The organism is Pseudomonas sp. AG1028 (assembly GCF_007993955.1).
GTDB classification, from domain to species: Bacteria; Pseudomonadota; Gammaproteobacteria; order Pseudomonadales; family Pseudomonadaceae; genus Aquipseudomonas; species Aquipseudomonas straminea.
Window position 1 is genome coordinate 258,253 of record NZ_VIVP01000004.1, and the last position, 18,230, is coordinate 276,482.

15 protein-coding genes (1 of these 15 running past the window's edge) are annotated in these 18,230 nt (G+C 62.6%); 7 read left to right on the top strand and 8 right to left on the bottom strand.

Annotation, left to right across the window (positions count from 1 at the left end; genetic code table 11):
• On the bottom strand, window positions 1-6,710 hold the 5' portion of the coding sequence (locus tag FB481_RS08320) for a non-ribosomal peptide synthetase (protein ID WP_147175927.1). The gene continues 2,788 nt to the left of window position 1, outside the view; only the first 6,710 of its 9,498 coding nucleotides appear in the window; it begins with the start codon at window positions 6,708-6,710; the stop codon falls past the left edge of the window.
• A 594-nt stretch (window positions 6,711-7,304) separates the two neighbouring features.
• Here FB481_RS08320 and FB481_RS23350 point away from each other — a divergent pair.
• Window positions 7,305-7,691, top strand: a complete 387-nt coding sequence (locus FB481_RS23350; protein WP_244154167.1) for a helix-turn-helix transcriptional regulator — start codon at window positions 7,305-7,307, stop codon at window positions 7,689-7,691.
• Between the two features lie 102 nt (window positions 7,692-7,793).
• Here FB481_RS23350 and FB481_RS23165 read toward each other — a convergent pair whose 3' ends face one another.
• Window positions 7,794-8,063, bottom strand: a complete 270-nt coding sequence (locus FB481_RS23165; protein WP_093505057.1) for a hypothetical protein — start codon at window positions 8,061-8,063, stop codon at window positions 7,794-7,796.
• Between the two features lie 239 nt (window positions 8,064-8,302).
• Here FB481_RS23165 and dusA point away from each other — a divergent pair, with 239 nt between their 5' ends.
• A complete protein-coding gene (gene dusA / locus FB481_RS08335) occupies window positions 8,303-9,307 on the top strand; it encodes a tRNA dihydrouridine(20/20a) synthase DusA (protein ID WP_093505059.1) in 1,005 nt (334 codons plus the stop codon).
• Between the two features lie 91 nt (window positions 9,308-9,398).
• Window positions 9,399-10,325 carry a transaldolase gene (gene tal, locus FB481_RS08340; protein WP_147175931.1) on the top strand — a complete coding sequence of 309 codons (927 nt, stop codon included), beginning with the start codon at window positions 9,399-9,401 and terminating at the stop codon, window positions 10,323-10,325.
• A gap of 62 nt (window positions 10,326-10,387) precedes the next feature.
• Here the strand turns inward: tal and rssC are convergent, their stop codons facing one another.
• Both rssC and rssB read right to left on the bottom strand, forming a co-directional pair.
• Window positions 10,388-10,873, bottom strand: coding sequence for an anti-sigma factor antagonist RssC (gene rssC, locus FB481_RS08345; RefSeq protein WP_147176110.1), 486 nt, complete (start codon window positions 10,871-10,873; stop codon window positions 10,388-10,390).
• Between the two features lie 8 nt (window positions 10,874-10,881).
• Window positions 10,882-12,066 carry a two-component system response regulator RssB gene (rssB, locus tag FB481_RS08350; protein ID WP_093505063.1) on the bottom strand — a complete coding sequence of 395 codons (1,185 nt, stop codon included), beginning with the start codon at window positions 12,064-12,066 and terminating at the stop codon, window positions 10,882-10,884.
• 209 nt (window positions 12,067-12,275) lie between these two features.
• Between rssB and FB481_RS08355 the strand changes: the two genes are divergently transcribed.
• The gene (locus FB481_RS08355; RefSeq protein WP_093505123.1) at window positions 12,276-12,575 is read left to right on the top strand and encodes a PilZ domain-containing protein; all 300 of its coding nucleotides are present in this window, start codon (window positions 12,276-12,278) and stop codon (window positions 12,573-12,575) included.
• An 89-nt stretch (window positions 12,576-12,664) separates the two neighbouring features.
• On the opposite strand, the gene FB481_RS08360 is transcribed toward FB481_RS08355, so the two are convergent.
• On the bottom strand, window positions 12,665-13,324 hold the full coding sequence (locus tag FB481_RS08360; RefSeq protein ID WP_372239558.1) for a VacJ family lipoprotein: 660 nt from the start codon (window positions 13,322-13,324) through the stop codon (window positions 12,665-12,667).
• A gap of 237 nt (window positions 13,325-13,561) precedes the next feature.
• Between FB481_RS08360 and FB481_RS08365 the strand changes: the two genes are divergently transcribed.
• Together FB481_RS08365 and FB481_RS08370 are read left to right on the top strand one after the other, a co-directional pair.
• On the top strand, window positions 13,562-14,239 hold the full coding sequence (locus tag FB481_RS08365; RefSeq protein WP_093505067.1) for a phosphatase: 678 nt from the start codon (window positions 13,562-13,564) through the stop codon (window positions 14,237-14,239).
• A 98-nt stretch (window positions 14,240-14,337) separates the two neighbouring features.
• Window positions 14,338-14,604, top strand: a complete 267-nt coding sequence (locus FB481_RS08370; protein ID WP_093505069.1) for a DUF4404 family protein — start codon at window positions 14,338-14,340, stop codon at window positions 14,602-14,604.
• A gap of 73 nt (window positions 14,605-14,677) precedes the next feature.
• Here FB481_RS08370 and queF read toward each other — a convergent pair whose 3' ends face one another.
• The 3 genes from queF to FB481_RS08385 all read right to left on the bottom strand — a co-directional run bounded on the left by queF (window position 14,678) and on the right by FB481_RS08385 (window position 17,109).
• Window positions 14,678-15,505, bottom strand: a complete 828-nt coding sequence (gene queF / locus FB481_RS08375) for an NADPH-dependent 7-cyano-7-deazaguanine reductase QueF (protein ID WP_093505071.1) — start codon at window positions 15,503-15,505, stop codon at window positions 14,678-14,680.
• A gap of 61 nt (window positions 15,506-15,566) precedes the next feature.
• Window positions 15,567-16,265, bottom strand: coding sequence for an orotidine-5'-phosphate decarboxylase (gene pyrF / locus FB481_RS08380; protein ID WP_147175933.1), 699 nt, complete (start codon window positions 16,263-16,265; stop codon window positions 15,567-15,569).
• A gap of 88 nt (window positions 16,266-16,353) precedes the next feature.
• On the bottom strand, window positions 16,354-17,109 hold the full coding sequence (locus FB481_RS08385; RefSeq protein WP_147175935.1) for a sulfite exporter TauE/SafE family protein: 756 nt from the start codon (window positions 17,107-17,109) through the stop codon (window positions 16,354-16,356).
• A 106-nt stretch (window positions 17,110-17,215) separates the two neighbouring features.
• Between FB481_RS08385 and FB481_RS08390 the strand changes: the two genes are divergently transcribed.
• Window positions 17,216-18,181: a LysR family transcriptional regulator gene (locus FB481_RS08390; RefSeq protein ID WP_147175937.1), complete on the top strand. Its 966-nt coding sequence runs from the start codon at window positions 17,216-17,218 to the stop codon at window positions 18,179-18,181.
• The last annotated feature ends 49 nt before the right edge of the window (window positions 18,182-18,230 follow it).

Here is an 18,230-nt window from a genome sequence, read left to right on the forward strand (position 1 = left end):
TCCATGCGTGACGGAGCGGCTTGGCTGTCCCGAGCCAGCACCGCCACTTCCTCGACGCACAGTTCGGCGTGGCGCCAGACCACCTGCTGCGGCGTGGTCAGACCGTCCCAAACCACCGCCGTACGCAGGCTGTCGTGCCGGGCGATGACTTTGCGCAAGGCCTCGACGACGGCCTCCAGGCGCTGGCGGCTGTCGATGTTCATGTGCAGTTGCAGCAGGTAAGGGTCTGCCTGCTCACTGGTCAGGTGGTGATAGAGAATGCCCTCCTGCAGCGGCGCCAGCGGATAGATTTCCTGCACGTTGGCGGCCCCACCGGGCACACCGGCGACGATACGGTCGATGCTCGCCTGGTCGAGTTGGGTAAGGCTCAGCAGCTCTGGAGTGATGCGCGTGCAGCCTTCCGGTACCCGACTGCTCGGCACCTGGATATCACGGCCACTGCCGACCGAGGCCGCCAGTGCGGCGACGGTGGGCTGGCCGAGCAGCACCCGCACATCGACCGGCAGGCCGGCACTGCGCAGGCGCTCGACCAGAGTCACGGCGAGCAGCGAATGGCCGCCGAGTTCGAAGAAGTTGTCCTGGCGGCCGACCTTCTCCACGTCCAGCACCTGGGCCCAGAGTGCGGCGATACGTTCTTCCACCTCGCCCTGTGGTGCCTCGTAGACACGGCTGACCAGGGCATCGCGATCCGGGTCAGGCAATGCACGGCGGTCGAGCTTGCCATGTGCGGTCAGCGGCATGCTGTCCAGGCGGGTGAATGCCAGAGGCACCATATGCGCCGGCAAGCGCACCTGCAAAGCGTCACGCAGGGCCTCGCCAGACACCTCGGCAGCCGCCGTGAACCAAGCCAGCAGGCGTTGATCGCGAACCAGCACCACAGCGCTCTGTACCTCGTCGAGGCTGACCAGGGCCGCTTCAATTTCTCCCAGTTCGATGCGCATGCCACGGATCTTCACCTGGTCGTCGTTGCGACCCAGGTAGTCCAGTGTGCCATCGGCGTTCCAGCGCACCAGATCGCCACTGCGGTACATACGCGCACCGGGGCTGTCGCTGAACGGATCGGCCAGGAAGCGCGCCTCAGTCAGCGTTGGGGCATTCAGATAGCCACGGGCCACCCCTGCTCCGCCGATGTACAGCTCACCGGCCACGCCCTCGGGCACCGGCTGGCACTGTTCGTCGAGCACGTACACACAGGTGTTGGCGATGGCTCGGCCAATGTGCAGAGCCCCGCCCGGACGCAGTTCGCCGGAAGTGGCGACCACCGTGGTCTCGGTAGGCCCGTAGTTGTTGACCACCGTGAAGCCCGGGTCGCGGTCGAACTGGCGCAGGCGGTCGCCACCGACCAGCAGGGTGCGTAACGTCGGGTGCTGACGTGGGCGGCGCAGCGCCTGCTCGGCTACCGGGGTCGGCAGGAAGCTGACCTGCAGCGGCTGCTCCAGCCACCAGTCGAGCAGTTCATCGACATGTTCGTTGCTCACCTCGGCTGGCGGCAGGTGCAACACCGCACCACTGCACAAGGCAGGCCAGACTTCCCAGGCCATGGCGTCGAAGCCGAAGCCGGCAACGCTGCTGGTATGGCTGCCCGCTGCCAGGGCGAAGGCCTGGCAATGCCAATGCACCAGGTTCTCCAGGGTGTGGTGTTCGACCATCACGCCCTTCGGCTGCCCGGTGGAGCCGGAGGTGTAGATCACATAAGCCAGGTTGTTCGCTGTCAGGCCAGGCACCTGCGGATTGCTCTCGCTGGCCTGGCGCCAGACCGGCGAATCGATATTCAGGAGCGGTCGGCCAGCGGCCAACGCCTCTGTAGCGGCCTCGGTCAGCACCACGCGTGGGTCGCTGTCGGCCAGCAGGTAGGCAATGCGCTCAGCCGGATAGGCCGGGTCAACCGGCACATAGGCGGCGCCGGCCTTGAGCACCGCGAGCATGGCGACCACGCGCTGCAGGCCGCGCTGCAGGCACAGCGCGACACGCTGTTCCGGCGTGATTCCAAGGGCGATCAGGTGATGAGCCAGGCGGTTGGCCTGGGTATTGAGTTCGGCGTAGCTGAGCACCTGCCCTGCCTGGATAAGTGCAGCAGCGTCGGGATACGCCCGCGCCTGCGCCTCGACCAGGGCTTGCACCGTGGCATGCTGGGGGAACGCTTGCACTTCGGTGCGTCCGGCCTCCAGAAGTTGGCGACGCTCGTTGACGCTGAGCATCTGCAGTTGCTGCAGGCCGGTGGCCGGCGCTGAGGCCAGAGCCTGAACCAATTGCTCCAGGCAATGCTCCACCCAGCCGACGATGCGCTGCGCGCCCAGGCCTTGCTGGGCCAGTACGTGCAGGTCGAATCCTTCACCGAGGTCGTCGACGCTGAGGGTCAGCGGGTAGTTGCTGCGCACGTCGCCGCCCAGCACCCGCACGCCCTGCCACAGGCCCTGGCCTTCGCGAGGTTTCACAGCCGCGCTGTGCCGGTAATTGAGCAAGGCGCTGAACAAGGGTGCGCCGGCCGGCACGCCACTGCAGCGCTGAGCGAGCACCAGCGAAGCCTGTTCGTGGGCAATCAGCGCCGACAGCTGGGCGTGTACAGCCTGTACCGCACTACGGGTATTCAAGGTGGTTGCGACACGCAACGGCAAGGTGTTGATGAACACCCCTAGCGAGCGGTCGCCATCATCCGCCCCCATGCGGCCCAGCAGTACGGTGCCGAACACCACATCGCTGCGATTGGCCAGGGTGCTCAGCACCCGCGCCCAGGCCACGTGCAACAGGCTCGCCGCACTCACGCCGGCGCGCCTGGCCTGCTCACGCACCCGCCGGGCGAGTTCGCCGCTCAGCGCGCGGCGGCTCTCTTCGACGGCACTGCCATCCGCTGCGACCTCCTGCAGGCCAAAGGGCAGCGTCGGCTCGTCGACATCGCCAAGCATTTCGCTGAAGAACGCGGTGTGCCGCGTATCGTATCCAGCCAGACGCACCTGGGCCACGTAGTCGCGGTATGGCAGCGGCGCTGCCAGCTCGGCCAGGCGGCCTTCGAGAACGGCGGCCATCTCACGGCTGACGATTTCCATGGCGCTGTTGTCCAGCACCAGATGGTGGAACAGGATGATCGCCACGATTTCATCGCTGTCCGGTTGGCGGGCATGCACCAGGCGAATCAGCGGGGCCTGGGTCAGGTCGAGGCGATGGTGCCGGGCATCGAACTGGCGCTGCAGGCGTTCGAGGGTCGAACCCTGGGTGTCGCTCGGATCGAGACTGATGGCCTGCACCGACAGCGGCGCCTGGCGCCATACCACCTGATGGGGAGTCTCCAGGCCCTCCCAGACCAGCGCGGTGCGCAGGATGTCATGCCGTTCGATCACCTGCTGCAACGCCGCCGCCCAAGCCTGCAATCGCGCTAGCGAGTCGAAAGTCAGACGCCACTGCAGCAGATAGGGATCGCCCTGCCCGGCACTCAGGTGGTGATAGAGAATGCCCTCCTGCAGCGGTGTCAGCGGGTAGATGTCCTGGACATTACCCGCGCCACCCGGTACACCAGCGACGATGACATCGATCTCAGCCTGGCTCAATCGGGTCAGGCTCAGCAGCTCCGGAGTGATGTGCGTGCAACCGTCCGGAATACGGTTGGCCGGAATATTGAGCGCCGCAGCGCGCCGCTCGCTGGCGGCTAGCGCGGCCACGGTCGGGTGGCTGAGCAGGGTGTGCACATCGGCTTCCAGGCCAGCGCTGCGCAGGCGCTTGACCAGCTCGATGGCCAGCAGCGAATGGCCGCCCAGTTCGAAGAAGTTGTCCTGCCGCCCGACCCGTTCGGTGCCCAGCACCTCGGCCCAGATTTCCGCCATGCGGGTTTCCACGCCACCCTGCGGAGCCTGGTAAGCGCTGAGAGCCAAGCTAGCGCTATCCGGAACAGGCAGCGCTCGACGGTCGAGCTTGCCATTGCGCGTCAGTGGCCACTGCTCCAGGCGCACGAAGGCACGCGGCACCATGTAAGCCGGCAACTGCGCGCGCAGCGCCTCGCGCAACTGGCCGATATCGACAGCCGCCGACTCGGTGAACCATGCCACCAGGTGCTCGTCACGCACCAGCACCACAGCGTCCTTGACCCCCGGCCAGGCCGCGATGGCCACCTCGATCTCGCCCGGCTCGATGCGCATGCCGCGAATCTTCACCTGATCATCGTTACGGCCCAGGTATTCCAGGGTGCCATCGGCGTTCCAACGCACCTGGTCGCCACTGCGGTACAGGCGAGCACCGGGCAGGCTACTGAACGGGTCGTCGATAAAGCGTTCGGCGGTAAGCTCTGGCCGGTTCAGGTAACCGCGCGCGACCCCTGCCCCGCCGATGTACAACTCACCGACCACGCCGACCGGTACTGATCGCAGATGGGCGTCCAGCACGTGAACCTGGGTATTGCCGATCGGCCCGCCGATGTGCAGACAGGTATCAGGCTGCACCACACCGGAGGTGGCGACCACGGTGGTTTCGGTCGGGCCGTAGTTGTTGATCACCTGATAGCGACGCGCCTGGCTGAACTGACGCAGGCGGTCACCGCCAATCAGCAGGGTGCGCAAGGTCGGGTGCTCCTGCGCGTGGCCAAAGGCGTACTCCGCCACCGGTGTGGGCAGAAAACTGACCTCTAGCGGTTGGGCTCGCCACCAGTCCAGCAGTGCTTCGACATCGTCGCCGCCCTCCTGCACCGGGGCCAGGTGCAGGGTGCCGCCGGCACACAGGGTCGGCCAGACTTCCCAGGCCATGGCATCGAAGCCGAAGCCGGCCAGACAGGAGGTCTGGGTACCCGGCTGCACATCGAAGGCAGTGCAGTGCCAGTCCACCAGGTTGGCGAGCATGCGGTGCTCGACCATCACCCCTTTCGGTTGGCCGGTCGAACCCGAGGTGTAGATGACATACGCCAGATTGTCGCCGCCCAGTTCGCTCAGCGGCGCCGTGACACCACTCGCTGCCTCGAACGCGAAGGTGTCCAACGCGACCAACGGCGCCGTCAGCGGCGGCAGGCGGTCGACCAGGGTGGTATGGGTCAGCACCACGGCCGGAGCGCTGTCGTCGAGCAGATAGGCCAGGCGCTCCTGCGGGTGCGCCGGATCGACCGGCACATAGGCGGCACCTGCCTTGAGCACCGCCAGCAGCCCCACGAGGGTATCCAGCCCGCGCTGGCAAACGACCGCTACACGGGTCTCGGGGCCGGCACCACAGTCGACCAAGTGCACAGCCAAGGTATTGGCGCGCTGCTCGAGCTGCGCGTAGGTCAGCTGCTGGTCGAGGTGTACCGCTGCAAGGGCATCCGAGCGCTGACGAGCCTGTTGCTCGATGCGTTGATGAATCAGTGGCTCGCTCGACGAGATCATCTCGGTGGCGTTCCAGCCTGCCATAAGCTGCTGCTCGGACAGTGTTGACAAGCTGAAATCGGCAATCATCCGCTCAGGGTTTTCAAGCCCCTGCTCTAGAATCTGCAGCAGGCGCTCGCCAATTGCGGCAGCGTCCTCATCCCCCAGCCACGCACGGTTATAGACCAGGTGTAACCATGTAGCACCAGTTAGGGCATTGCTGCGCAGATGGATGGCCAGGGGCGTACTTTCATGCCCATTGGAGACCTTGAACGTGCTGGCTTGGGCATCGCCATAGCGGTAGTCATGATTTTCCTGCTCGTAGGATACCGACACCTCGAACAACTGCGACCGCTCCTCGCGCGACAGTCCCAGCTGCCGATTGAGCTCGCTCAAGGGAAAACGCTGATGGCGAAAGTCACGCTTGAGGCTGTCTCGAATGGCTACGATCAGTCCGCCGAAATCGTCATGTTCAGAGCTTTGCAGACGCACCGCACTCACCTGCGCAAAATGCCCCAGAGTCGCCTTGCCGCGCGCCCCGCTGCGGTTGAGTAGCGGTACACCCACCACCCACTCTGAACGCTGCAGGGTGCGAGTGAAGTAAATGTGCGCTGCCGCAAGTAGTACATGGAAGGCAGAGGATCGGTGATGTTGTGCGAGCGCCTGCATTCGCAGGTGCAGATCCGCGGGCAGCGCCTGTACCCAAGTATTTGATGGCGTTGCCGCTGTCTCGTCAGGCCGCCGATGGCGCGCTATAAGTACCGGCTCGGGGAGGCTCTGGTACTTGTCAAGCCAGTAGCTCTGGTCGCGCATGAACGGGGCAGATTGCCGATAACGCAGGTCATCCTCAATGAACGCGCTGTAGCAAAGACCTTGATCCTCGACTTCTACACCCTCGCCTAACGCTGTGTAATGCTCGCCCAGCACCTTGACCAACTGCCCGAAGCCCCAGCCGTCGAGAATCAGATGATGGGCATGGATCGCCAGCCAATGCTCCTCTGTGGCTACACGGATCAGACAGAAAGTTATCAGAGAGCTGCTGTATAACTGGTAGGGGCGTTGCATCTGTGCATCGACTAGTCGCTGTGCAGAAAGTGACGGCTCTGGCTCGGCACTCAGATCATGTAGCGCCATATCCACCGAAGTGGGTGCTGCGAAGGATTGCACCGGTAAACCATCGCCCTCTTCCATGGGCATTATCACCGTGCGTAGCGCCGAGTGAGCGGCCACCAGGCGCTCAACTGCCAGCCTCAGCCTGCTGATGTCGAGAGCCCCTGTCAGTCTTAGGTAGCCGCCGATGTTATAGAGCGGAGAATCGCCATGGCTGATCTGGTCGAGCCAGACATCCTGTTGAGCGGCACTCAGCGGAAAGCGTTCGACAGCGCGGGCAGGCATGGCTCAAGGTCCTTCTTGGCAAAATTTAAGTGGGAATTAAACATTGCCGTTTTTGTAATGCATGACCCCTCAAACCGGGGCAACCGAAATAGTAATTATTTGTAACCGTTTGACAGGACCTCCTCACGAAGTTTGAATCTAGTCTGAGCCTTTTTAGGAGCTCACCAGCATCTCTGCCTGAGGACTTTTGAGGACTGTGAAATCATCATGATTAGTGCGAAATTCGCCGATGAAGCTGACGACCCAGTCTTTTGCCAGCGCCTCGCTCTTGTGGTAGCGAGTACTGGCGGCCCCACTTTCGCCAGCAGAGTCCTGGAACTGATTGGCGATGTAGTACCCATTCATGGCCTAGAAATAAGCGAATTGACAATAGATATATCGAGCGCCGAAATTCGAGACGTCACTGCCATAGGCTCCGCAGGCGTCGCTTATAGAGGATGCGGTACTGGTGCACTTGAGCAAGGTTTACTACCGAGCATTCTGCACATGAAGGATCCGCTTCTTATTCAAAGCAGATTGAGACCTAGCGATTCCCACTCAAAGGGTCCTGTTCATCAGTGCAATTTGGTCTCCCGCACCGGGAATCTCCGGCGCATGATTTGTTTCTACCGCCAGGCAAGCTTGCGCAGCTTCTCATTGTCAGAAATGTCAGCACTCAAGGTGCTTTCGGACACGCTTTTGATACTCCTAGAGCAGCACTCACGTAATTTGACTCGTGCAGGAGTGTCGAAAAAATCAGCCAGCAATACAGTCCATTCTATGGATAGTGCTTTCAGCAAAAAGCTTGAGCGGGAATGCATTCCACTTTCTTCCCGAGAACAAGAAGTTTGCGTAGGTTTGCTATCAGGTAAAACGGTTCCTGAGCTGGCATTGCGTCTACAGGTCAAGAACAGTTCTGTTGAAAGCTATCTCAAGCGCGCCACTGGCAAGCTCGGCATTAAAGGACGTCACGGCTTGGCACGATGGATGGCTGGCGGCTGATTTGAATTAAATCAGGAGCTGAATCGCCGCCAGAAAAGGGCGATATAAAGCAAAGCTGCCATTCTTCATTGGAGGGGTAAGCAAAATGTGGGGTAGATAATTTCAGTCGCCCCCGCCGCCTCCATCCCCACCGCCATCACCGCCCCCACAATCGCTTGCACCGCCATCACTTCCGCAAAAGTTGCCGCCGCGGTGGTCGTTATCGATCATGGTGCTGCTGGAACCGCCCGAGTCGCCAGAGTCATTTTTCTTACTTGGCTTGCGACTGGCGGAGGTGAAGAACTTGTAGAGAATGCGCGCCCCCAACGCCACCAACACCAGTACATAGATCCACTGGGTTATACCGATACCCCAAAAGCCCTGATTGATCATCGCCATATCCTGCCGACTGTCCCGCCCTGAGCCAGTGTCGTCATCGAGGCACTGGTATTTCGCTACTTACGACCCGGCCAGGCTGATGGTCGTTCAACGCTGCTCCGCATCGCTTTCCTGATAAACTGCGCGCCCGACACCTATGCCCCGGCCTAGGTGCATCAACCCGTTTACCTTACTTGACGATTTCACTTCCGGCCCTGTAGCAAACCGCCAGAATCATTACCCCTATACCCGAGATGCCCTTGCAAACTGCCTCCGCCACCGAACGCCCAATCCTCTCCCGTCGCTTCTCCGTGGCGCCCATGATGGACTGGACTGATCACCATTGCCGCTACTTCCTGCGCCAGCTGTCGCAGCATGCGCTGCTGTACACGGAAATGGTCACCACCGGGGCGCTGCTGCATGGAGATACCGCGCGTTTTCTGCATTACGACCAGAGCGAGCACCCCGTGGCGCTGCAACTGGGCGGTAGCAACCCGGCGGATCTAGCGGCCTGCGCACGCATTGCCGAGCAGGCGGGGTACGACGAGGTTAACCTCAATGTCGGCTGCCCCAGCGATCGGGTGCAGAACAACATGATCGGCGCCTGTCTGATGGCCCACCCGGCGTTGGTAGCGGAGTGCGTCAAGGCAATGCGTGACGCAGTGAGCATTCCGGTGACCGTCAAGCACCGCATCGGCATCGACGGGCGCGACAGCTACGCAGAGCTCCGCGACTTCGTCGGCCAGGTGCGGGATGCCGGCTGCGGCAGTTTCACCGTGCATGCGCGAATCGCCATCCTGTCGGGACTGTCTCCCAAGGAAAACCGTGAGATTCCGCCGCTGCGCTATGACATCGCCGCCCAGCTCAAGCAGGACTTCCCGAATCTGGAGCTGATCCTCAACGGCGGCATCAAGACCCTCGACGCCTGTCAGGAGCACCTGCAGACCTTTGACGGCGTGATGCTCGGCCGCGAGGCTTACCACAACCCGTACCTGCTGGCAGAGGTCGACCAGCAACTATTCGGCAGCGAGCGTGTGCCGGTCAGCCGCCATGCGGCGATGCTCGCGATGCGCCCCTATATCGAGCGACACATGGCCGCCGGTGGCCTGATGCACCATGTCACACGCCATATGCTCGGCCTGGCTCAAGGCTTCCCGGGCGCTCGGCGCTTCCGTCAGCTGCTGTCGGCGGACATCCACAAGAGCGATCAGCCACTGGCCATTTTCGACCAGGCGGCCGACATCCTGCAGGGCCGTTGAGCTTCTATGGCCACTCGGCGGCCTTGCCAGCAGTTGAGCGCCAACTGAGGCTCAGGTAAGGTCTTGGCACCCGAATCGACAAGGCCGTGCCATGACCTCCAAGCTGGATCAACTCAAGCAGTTCACCACCGTGGTTGCCGACACCGGCGACATCGACGCCATCGCCCGTCTCAAGCCGGTGGATGCCACCACCAACCCCTCACTACTGCTCAAGGCCGCCGCACTGCCCCGCTACGCCGAGCTGCTCAAGCAGGCGGTGGCGGCGAGCAAGGGCGACGTCGACCTGGCCAGCGACCGCTTTGGCGTGACCGTGGGTCGAGAAATCCTTCAGGTGATTCCCGGCCGTATTTCCACCGAGGTGGATGCCCGTCTGTCCTTTGACACCCAGGCCACTCTGAGCCGCGCCAAACGCTTGGTTGAGCTATACGAAGAAGCCGGCGTGAGCCGCGAGCGTATCCTGATCAAGATCGCCTCGACCTGGGAAGGCATTCGTGCCGCCGAGCAGCTGGAAAAGTCCGGCGTACAGACCAACCTGACCCTGCTGTTCTCGTTCGCCCAGGCGCGCGCCTGCGCCGATGCCGGCGCGTTCTTGATCTCGCCGTTCGTGGGCCGAATCTACGACTGGTACAAGAAGGCCGAAGGCCGTGACTACGTAGGCAGCGAAGACCCCGGCGTACAGTCGGTGACGCGCATCTACGACTACTACAAGGCCCAGGGCCACAAGACCGTTGTAATGGGCGCGAGCTTCCGCAACGTCGGTCAGATCGAACAACTGGCCGGTTGCGACCGCCTGACCATCAGCCCCGAGCTGTTGCAGCAACTGGCCGACGATAATGGCCCGCTGGAACGCAAGCTCAATACCGAAGTCTCCGGACAGAGCGAAGCACGGATCAGCGAGAGCCAGTTCCGCTGGGACATGAACGAAGACGCCATGGCCACCGAAAAGCTCGCCGAGGGCATCCGCGGGTTCGCTCGCGATCAGGAGAAACTGGAAAAGCTGCTCACTGCCAACAGCTGAGCCTGCGCAACGAAAAACGGGGCGCCAATATTATCGGCGCCCCGTTTTTTTATGGCCGGGCTTCAGGGGTGCTGTTCTAGTGCGCTGACCAGGTCATGAAAGGCCGCACGGTTCGACTCGTTCAGGCCCATCAGGATGCGATGCGCTTCCAGCACATGAGCACGCACCACATCTTCCGACTGATCCTGCGATGGCAGGTCGGACAGGCAATCCGGACACTCGTAGGGCTGGTCGATGATGTTGAACACCTGATCGAACCCCATGGACTGCAGCAGTCGGGTGATGTCGGCGTGAGTGGTCACCACCGTTGGCAACAGACCGACCTTCTGGCGCGACAGAATCGAGAGTTTGGCCAGCAGCCCCAAGGTGGTGCTGTCGATGCTGCGGGTTTCCGTCAGATCGATGACGATGGCGGAGAAATTCAGCGCAGTGAAGATCTTCTCGATTGTGGCGTCCAGAGCCGAACACAGGGTCAGGCGCACTTCGCCGATGAACTTCAGGACGAAGGTGCCATCCTGTTCGGCAAACTGGATTCTACCGGGGCTTATCCCAGGATTCATGCAAGGTTCCTGCTTAACACCAGCAAGGCGATATCATCCGGCATCTCCGCCAGATTGGCCAGTCCAAACACGCTACGCAACCCATCCAGGGTTCCACCTGCCTCGCTGACCAGCTTGGGCAGCAGGGCTTCTTTTTCCTGAAGGTTGTCACCGTCGAGCAAGTCGAGGATGCCGTCGGACAACAACGTCAGGCTGAATGATTCGGGAAGCTCGATTTCCAGGTCGTTGTAGTCGGCCTCCTTGAACAGGCCAACCGGCAGGCCGCGACCCTCCAGATAATAGGCCTTGTCACCGGTGTACATCACCGGCAGCGGCAAGTGGCCACCAATGCTGTAAGTCAAGCGGTTGGATTCTTCATCGATAACGCCGCCGAGCATAGTCACGTGCTTGCCCAGCTTGCAGTTGATCAGGCCACGGTTGATGTGGCTGAGCACGTCCGACGGTTTGAACTCGGGCAGCATGCCGTTGCGCCGAGACTCGTAGAGCAGGCGCGTGGTCATGAACTTGAGCAGTACGGTGACGAAGGCCGACGACGCGCCATGGCCGGATACGTCCGCCAGGTAGAAAGCCACACGGCGCTCGTCGACCCGGAAGTAATCGACGAAGTCACCGGAGAGATAGAGCGACGGAATGATTTGGTGGGCGAACGACAGCCCCTCGTCTTCCCAGGGCGTGACCGGCAGCATGTTCATCTGCACCTGGCGGCCAGCGTTCTGGTCTTCCTGCAACAAGTGCAGGCTGGCCTGCAGCTCGCGGTTGGCGGTTTCCAGCTTTTCGCGGTAGCGCTCGTTCTCCTGGCGCAGGTGCACCCGATCCAGCGCACGGCGCACCGAATGTTCGAGTACGGCCAGGTCTTCCAGAGGCTTGATCAGATAGTCGGCAGCGCCGAGGCGCAGGGCCTCGACCACATCGGTCATCACGCCGGCGCCGGAGACCACGATGATTGGCGCGGAATACTCCAGCGCGCTGATACGGCGGATCAGTTCGAGACCATCAACCTGCGGCATGCGTAGGTCGCAAACCACCAGATCGGGCCGCTCGCGTTCGAACACTTCGAGACCTTGCAGGCCGTTGCTGGCCAGCAGGATGTTGAAGCCGCTGTCTTCCAAGTAGGCTGCAATGCTGGCGCGCACGACTTCGTCGTCATCGATCAGCAGCAACGTGGCACTGGTTTTGTGCATGGGGTGTCCAGGCAAACTGCGCCGGGGATGGTTAGCGTAAACGCAGCCAACAACCTGCGCGGGTACACGGTTCGCGTCAAGGCGCAGACGGTACTCCCATCCTCAGCGCGATTCAACAGGCGCCGTTGCCGCTGAGCGGCTTTACACCTTAAATGGCCGAGGGTTATAAGAACTGCAACAAAAGCCCGACCTTCAATGAGGATAGCTTGATGAGCCAGAATGATCGTGATTACACGGAAAAGCGCGATTACATTCGCATGCGCCTGGAAACCCAGGTGACGCTGACTCACGACGGCCAGTCGGTTCCGGCACTGTGCCGGGACCTCTCGAGCACCGGCATGCAGCTCGAAGCGCAGTGCAAGGCGAAGGTGGGCGACAAGGTAAGCGTGCTGGTTCCGTCCACTCACGATTCACTCAAGGGGCTGGAAACCGAAGCGGAAGTCGTACGCGTAACCGATCTGGAAGATGGCCGGCAAGTGCTGGGACTGGCCGTGACCTCGATGAACTGAAACATTCAGTAACGTGATGGAGCCCACCTCCATCACGCCTCTCTCGGGCCGTTCGACCCTCGTCCTACCAACAGCGACCTAGCTGTTTTCTAGAAATCATCCTCCACCTCGCCGTCACGCACGCGGAATTCGCGGTTCTGCAGGTAGGCGTTGCGGATGAAGATGTACTTGTCGCCGCTGACCATGCGCTCGGCATCCAGCAGGCTGGCGCGGGTATCGACTACGTTGACGCCGCGCACCACATTGCGCGTCGGCACATGGTCGATATAGGGATACACCGTCAGGAAGCTATCCGGAATCTTGGCCGGCGCATCGCGCAGCGAGCTCGGACCGAGCAGTGGCAGCACCAGATACGGGCCGCTTTCCACGCCCCATACGCCCAGGGTCTGGCCAAAGTCTTCGTCGCTGCGCTGCAGGCCCATGCGAGTAGCCACGTCGAAAAAGCCCAGACCGCCAAGGGTTGTGTTGAACAGGAAACGGCTGGTATCAACGCCCGCATCGTGCACCTTGCCCTGCAGCAGGTTGTTGGCCAGGTTGCCGACCTCCCACAGGTTGCGGAACACATTGTGCACACCGGTTTCGACGAATTGCGGCGTCACCTTGCGATAACCCTGAGCCAAGGGCTTGAGGGCGTAGGTGTCGACAGCATCATTGAAGCGGAAGATGGGACGATTGACTGACTCCCAAGGGTCTTCCGTTGCCGCCTGGCCTGCCAACGGCAGCGCCATCAGACCGGCGCAGGCCAGCATCCGACCAAGGCTCGCGATCCAATCGGGTCCAATCAAACGCATCATGTTTCTCCTAGGCTATGGGCGCAGCCTGTCAGGCGGCAGCGCCGTAGTATAAAGCCGTCTGCAGGCAATAGGCAGAGCGCCGTGGCGCCTGGGACGCGCTTCACGCTACCGCATGTCTGGGGAATGGCTTGTCACGCCATCGTCACATTGGCTTGCCATGGTGGGCGCGATTACCGCCAGGGAATGACACCCATGCCTCAGCCCGCGTTCTGCGCCGCCACTTCTCCCTTCACGGCCATCCTCTTCGGCCTGTCCGGCTGCCTGGTGGACTTCGGCGCCCGCAGCGCATCGCTAAATGCCCAGCGACACCTGACACTGGTGCGTGAAGGCGGCAACCCTGCGCGCCAGCCAATCGGTAGCCTGGAGCTGGATAGCTGCGCCGAGCCGACACCAGGCGCACTCAGCACCCTGCGCAGCCTGCATGAACAGCAAGTGCCCTGCGCCTGGCTGGACGAGCTGCCGCAAAGCCTGACCGAGAAACTGGCCGCCCGCCTGCCCGACTGGCTGGCGGCCTCCCCGACTTGCACCCAGCGCATCTGGCCGGCACCGGATGCCTGCTGGCAGGCCCTCGCAGCGCTGCAGATCGAGCGCCTGGAAGGCTGCGTGCTCGTCAGCGGCGAGCCGCGTCTGGTACAAGCGGGGCTGAATGCCGGCTTGTGGACGGTCGGCCTGGCCGCCTGCGGCTCACTGGCCGGCCATACCCTGGCAGACTGGCAACTGCTTGACGGCACGCAACGCGACCGCTTGCGCGCCGAGGCAACGCTGGCCCTTTACCGCATCGGCGCGCACTCGGTGATCGACCAGCTTACCGACCTGCCAGCCTGCCTCGAGCACCTGCAGATCCGCCGCAGCAAGGGCGAAAAGCCCTGACCCGGCACCTTTCGATTGAGCTAGGCTGGATACGAAGTACTGACCTTTCGTCGCGCCGTACGGTCAATTGTCTTGCCTATCAAGAAAGGGAGAGCCCCATGCCTGCGAACCATCTGCAGCAGCAACTGGAAGAGCTGCGCAAGCAACTGGTCGAACATCCGCCGGAAAGCGAGGAGGACCGCGAATCGCTGGAACTGCTCGCCCGCGACATCGAACTGCAGCTCGCCGCACAACCGGTGTCCACCCCCGATGCCTCGCTGGTCGATGGCGTCAACCTGGCGGTGGAGCGTTTCGAAGTCAGCCACCCGACGCTCGCCGGCAGCCTGCGCAACATCATGCAGACCCTGGCCAACATGGGTATCTGAACCCGATGCCAGAAACGAAAAAACCAGCCTTACGGCTGGTTTTTTTTTGCCTTTCCATTCAGGCAGATAACGCCTATTGCCGGACCAGACGCCGGTTCGCCGACAACGCCTTCAACGTCGTGCGGTACGGATTGATATCCAGGCCACCGCGGCGCACATAGCGCGCATACACGGTCAGGTACTCCGGCTGCAGCAGCTTGTGCAGATCCAGAAAGATCCTCTCCACGCACTGTTCGTGGAAATCCGCATGCTGGCGGAAGCTCACAAGGTAAGCCAAAAGGCTGGCCGGATCCAATTTTGCCCCACGACACTCGACCACCACACTGCCCCAGTCCGGCTGGCCGGTTACCGGGCAGTTGGATTTGAGCAGGTGGCTGTGCAGGCTCTGTTCGACGACGCGCGCCGGATCGCAGCGCAGCAGCTCGGGCTGCGGCGCGGCGTAGTTGCTGATGCTTACGTCCAGCTCGTCGATGCACAGGCCCGGCAAGGCGCTCAGCCCTTCGCGCGCGGCTTCTTCCAGGCTGCGCACACGCACACTCACCGGCTTGCCCGCAGTAGCCGACAGGTCTTTCTCCAGCACAGCGACCAATTCGGCCACGCTGGCGAACACCGACTGGTTCAGCGAGTTCAGGTACAGCTTGAAGGACTTGGACTCGATGATGTTCGGCGAATCGGCGGGAATCGCGAACTCGCCGATGGCCACGACCGGTTTGCCGGATGGCAGCAGCCAGGACAGCTCGAAGCAGTTCCAGTAATCCACGCCGCTATACGGCAGCGTATCGGCGCTCAGGCCCAGTTCGGCCCACTTGGTCGCACGAGGAATAGGAAACAGCAGTTCGGGCGAATAAGTGGCGATATACTCGCTGCTCTTGCCCAGCGGCGAATGTTCCACGGAATTCATGAGGCGTTACCTGCAATGCAACGGGTGCGGCAGCGAGCGCCGCACGAAAATGAAGGGCTGATCAACCCAGCTCGGCGACCAGCTTGGCCAGGGCGGCGGCCGGATCCGCGGCCTGACTGATCGGACGGCCGATCACCAGGTAGTCGGAGCCGGCGTCCAAGGCCTGGCGCGGGGTGAGGATACGGCGCTGATCGTCCTGAGCGCTGCCGGCTGGGCGAATGCCGGGCGTCACCAGCTGCAAACCAGGTTGAGCGGCCTTGAGAGCCGGTGCTTCGAGGGCAGAACAGACCAGGCCGTCCATGCCAGCTTTCTGCGCCAGCGCGGCCAGGCGCAGCACCTGCTCCTGGGGCTCGATGTCCAGACCGATACCGGCCAGGTCCTCGCGCTCCATGCTGGTCAGCACGGTCACGCCGATCAGCAGCGGTACCGGGCCGTTGAAGGCGCTCAACACCTCACGGCAGGCGCTCATCATGCGCAGGCCGCCGGAGCAATGCACATTGACCATCCACACGCCCATCTCCGCGGCGGCCTTCACGGCCATGGCGGTGGTATTGGGGATATCGTGGAATTTCAGGTCGAGAAAGACCTCGAAGCCTCGCTCACGCAGCGTGGTGACAATGTCCGACGCGCAGCTGGTGAACAGCTCCTTGCCCACCTTGACCCGGCACAGTTTCGGATCGAGCTGATCGGCCAGCGCAAGTGCCGCCTCACGGGTCGGAAAATCCAGGGCGACGATGATGGGTGTCTGATAAACGGACATGGGCAATTCTCGAGCGGACCAAATTCGGCGCGCATTGTAGCGCAATGCCGCTGCGATGGGCGGCGGCCCGGACGAGACTCGTCGGGTGTCAGGTCTTCAGTCCGAGCATCAGCGCGCACACCAGCAGGAAGGCGGTAAACAACACGCGCAGCATGCGCTCGGGCAAGGCGTGGGCCAGGCGTACACCCCAGCTGATGCTGAGCAACCCGCCGATGGCCAGCGGAATGGCCAGCGCCCATTGCACATGGTCATGCAGCGCGTAGGTGGCCAAGGTCACTCCGGTGCTGGGCGCAGCCAACGCCAGGGCAAGCCCCTGGGCGACGACCTGGGAAGTACCGAATACGCTGGTCAGAATCGGCGTAGCGATCACCGCACCACCGACGCCGAACAAGCCGCCCAGAAGGCCCGAGCCGCTGCCCAACACGGTCAACCAAGGCCACGGATGACGCAACTGGCCCGACGCAGCCGGCGGGCGCAGAACCATGCGCAGCAGGTTGTAGAACGCCAATGCAACCAGGAACGCCACGAACGCCAGGCGCATTGACTCGGGGTCCAGATTGACCGCCCAGCTGGCGCCGAACAGCGCGAACACGAAGCTCGTCAGCGCCAGGGCCAGGGCGTGGCGCAGGTCGATACGGTTGCGCTGGTGATAGCGCCACAGCGCTAACAGCACGTTGGGCACCACCATGACCAGCGCCGTGCCTTGGGCAAGCTGCTGATCGAGACCGAACAGTACACCCAATGCCGGAATCGCGATCAGGCCGCCGCCAATACCGAACAGCCCGCCGAGAGTGCCGAGCGCCAGGCCAAGCAGAATATTCAGGGCAAACGCTAGCAGATCCATCATTCATCTCAATAAACAAGGTGAGCGCATGCTACCTGCGGCTGCCTAGATAGGTAACGCATAGCCCGGCATAATGGCTGTGCGATTTGCGCATAGCGAGCCTGCCATGAATCCCGATGCCCTGACTGACCAACTCAGCCTGTTTCTCGACGTGCTGGAAAGTGGCAGCTTTTCCGCCGCCGCCCGGCTGCATCCACTCACGCCGTCGGCGGTGTCGCGGCGTATCGACGCCCTGGAGCGCTCGCTGGACTGCGCCCTGTTCAGCCGCAGCACTCATGCGGTGCGCGCCACGTCGGCGGGCCTGGCGTTCGCCGAACGAGCGCGGCGGATTCTCGCCGAACTGCACCTGGCCCGCGCCGAGGCGGTATCGCTGAGCAGCGCGCCGGAGGGACTAATCCGCATAGACTCACCGGCGCCGTTCGGTCGTCGCCACCTGGCGCCAGCAATTGCCGACTTTCTCACTGCCTACCCGGGGCTGGACGTGCAGCTACGGCTGATCGACAGCTTTATTGATCTGCACGGTGCTCACTTGGGCGAAGTGGATCTGGTGCTGCGCATCGGGCCGCTCGCTGACACCCGCCTGGTGGCGACGCCGCTGTCGCCGATGGTGCGAGTGGTCTGTGCCAGCCCGGCGTACCTGGAGCGCCGCGGCGTGCCGCGAACCCCTGCCGAGCTGCTAGAGCACGATGGCCTTGACTGGGACGGCCTGGCACCCGCTTACGCCTGGCGCTTCGAGAACGCAGGCAAGCTGGCGGTCTACCGCCCTCGTCGCCTGCGCATGACCGCCAACAATGCCGAGACGCTGGTATTCAGCGTGCTGGCGGGCCTGGGCGTGGCGCATCTGCCGACCTGGCTGGTCAGCGAGTACCTGGTGCGTGGCGACCTGGTGCCGCTGTTCTGCGATAACGGCCTGCCGGCGCCCGAGCCCAGCGGCATCTACGCACTGCGCCTGGAGCGCGATACGGATTCGCGCAGCCGTCTGCTGCTGGAGTTTCTGAAAAACCGCTTTGGCCCCACGCCACCCTGGGACCTGCCACTGCAGAGCGCCCTGCAACGGGGTGCAGGCAACTAGAAAACAAAAACGCGGCCGAGGCCGCGTTTTTGTTGAGCAACCACTGAAC